Below are 2,070 nucleotides of genomic sequence, written 5' to 3' on the forward strand. Positions count from 1 at the left end.
TGCCGCTCGAGGAGTTCGTCGAGGCCTTCACCTTCACCCGCTTCGAGCCGGCGGGGATGGTGCAGGGCAACGACTCGATCAAGAACGCCACCTCGATCCTCGACTACATCTTCCGCGAGCTGGCGGTCTCCTACCTCGACCGCACCGACCTCGCCCATGTCCAGCCCAAGGGCGAGAGCTTCGACACCGTGGGCGGCGGCGAGGCCGAGGGCCGGGCGGCGCCCCGGGCCGGCGAGCCCGCGCCCGCGCCGACCTCGATGGAGGTGATCCGCCAGATCTCCTCGACCGGCTACCTGCGCAAGCGCCTTCCCCAGGAGCTCGTCGTCCTGCAGGGCGGCGCCGCGGTCTCCGGCGCCCTCGGCCTCGGCGGCGCCCTCTCCGGCCTTGCCGTGCAGACCGGGATGCTGGCGACGGCCTCCGCCGTCGCCGTCGACGCCCGCGTCGAGGCCCGGCTCAAGGGCTACGAGGGCGATCCCTGCGGCGAATGCGGCAACTTCACGCTGGTGAGGAACGGCACCTGCCTGAAGTGCAACACCTGCGGCGGCACCAGCGGCTGCAGCTGACGGTTACGGCGACGACCATCGAGCAGGTCAACACAAGCCGGAAGACGGGAGGGGCCTCGCGGCCCCTCTCTTCGTTTCAGAACGGCGCGCGCCCGCAAACGTGCAACATCGTGCAAGTTCATGCAGATTCGTGCATCCTGCTACGTGAAATCAATGACTTGACCCATGTTCACGCGTGGACGCTCTCGCGGATTCACGCCGCCCGGAAGTGCTTCGCGAGCTTCAGCCCCTGGCCCTGGTAGTTCGACCCGAGCCCCTCGCCGTAGAGCTTCTCCGGCCGCCCGGCCATCCGCTCGTAGACGAGCCGCCCCACCACCTGCCCGTGGTCTAGGGCGAAGGGGGCCTCGTGGCAGCGCACCTCCAGCACCCCCCTTGCGCCCTTGCCGCCGGCCGCGGCGTGCCCGAAGCCCGGATCGAAGAAGCCGGCGTAGTGGACCCGGAACTCGCCGACCATGGCGAGGTAGGGCGCCATCTCGGCGGCGTAGTCGGGGGGGACGTGGACCGCCTCGCGGCTGACGAGGATGTAGAAGGCGCCCGGATCGAGGATGATCCGCCCCCCGCGCGCCGACACCGGCTCCCAGAAGTCGTGCGGGTCGTACCAGCCGATGCGGTCGAGGTCGATCAGCCCGGCATGGGGCTTCGCCCGCCACCCGGCGATGCCGCCGGCCTCGGGCCGCAGGTCGACCGAGAAGCCGAGCCCGCCCGCGATATGCGCCTCCCCGTCGACCAGCCCCTCCGCCGCGTCGAGCGCCGCCAGCGCCGCGTCGTCGAGCGTGGCGTCGCCCCGGCGGAAGCGGACCTGGTTCAGCCGCATCCCCGGCCGCACCAGCACCGAGAACGACCTGGGCGAGATCTCCGCGTAGAGCGGCCCCGCGTAGCCGGCCGCGATGCGGTCGAACTCGGTCCCCCGGTCGGTGATCAGCCGGGTGAACAGGTCGAGCCGCCCGGTCGAGCTCTTGGCGTTCGCCACCGCCGAGACGTCCCCCGGCAGGGCGAGCGATTCCTGGAGCGGCACGACGTAGACGCAGCCCTTCTCCAGCACCGCGCCCGGCCCGAGGTCGATCCGGTGCATCCCGAACTCGCCGAGCCGCTCGGCCAGCGGCGCGGCGCCCGGCAGGAACGACGCCCGCACCCGCCACGCCTCGGTCCCGAGGCGCAGGTCGAGGCTCGCCGGCTGGATCTGCCCCGGCTCGACGAGGCGGGCGGCGGCGATCTCGCCGCCGGCGGCCATGCGCGCGATCTCCCGGTCGGGGATCACCCCGGCGGAAGCCGTCATGCGGGGAATGTGGTCGGGCTAGCGAGATTCGAACTCACGACCTTTCGACCCCCAGTCGAACGCGCTACCAGACTGCGCTATAGCCCGACACGCCCGCTCTATAGCCGCCCTCGCCGGCGGGGCAAGCGGAAAACGGCGCGCGGGGGCCGGGCCGCGGGGGGCATCGAGCCCCCCGCGGCCCGACGCGCGCGAAGGGCGCGCGTGAAGGGGGCTCGGGCTCACCAGGGAACG

The 2,070-nt window shown here is 72.3% G+C and carries 1 protein-coding gene, 1 tRNA gene and 1 pseudogene; 1 reads left to right on the plus strand and 2 read right to left on the minus strand.

Annotation, left to right across the window (positions count from 1 at the left end; all coding sequences use genetic code 11):
* Positions 1–563 (plus strand): annotated as a pseudogene (locus KBB57_RS17200) (vitamin B12-dependent ribonucleotide reductase); the annotation flags it as partial.
* A gap of 193 nt (positions 564–756) precedes the next feature.
* Here KBB57_RS17200 and KBB57_RS17205 read toward each other — a convergent pair.
* Entirely contained in the window at positions 757–1,839 is a 1,083-nt protein-coding gene (locus KBB57_RS17205) for a 2'-deoxycytidine 5'-triphosphate deaminase (RefSeq protein WP_290752836.1), read from the minus strand.
* Positions 1,840–1,849: 10 nt separating this feature from the next.
* Positions 1,850–1,926: transfer RNA gene (locus KBB57_RS17210), tRNA-Pro, on the minus strand.
* Between the last annotated feature and the right edge of the window lie 144 nt (positions 1,927–2,070).

It is taken from the genome of Amaricoccus sp. (genome assembly GCF_017993425.1).
Taxonomy (GTDB): Bacteria; Pseudomonadota; Alphaproteobacteria; order Rhodobacterales; family Rhodobacteraceae; genus Amaricoccus.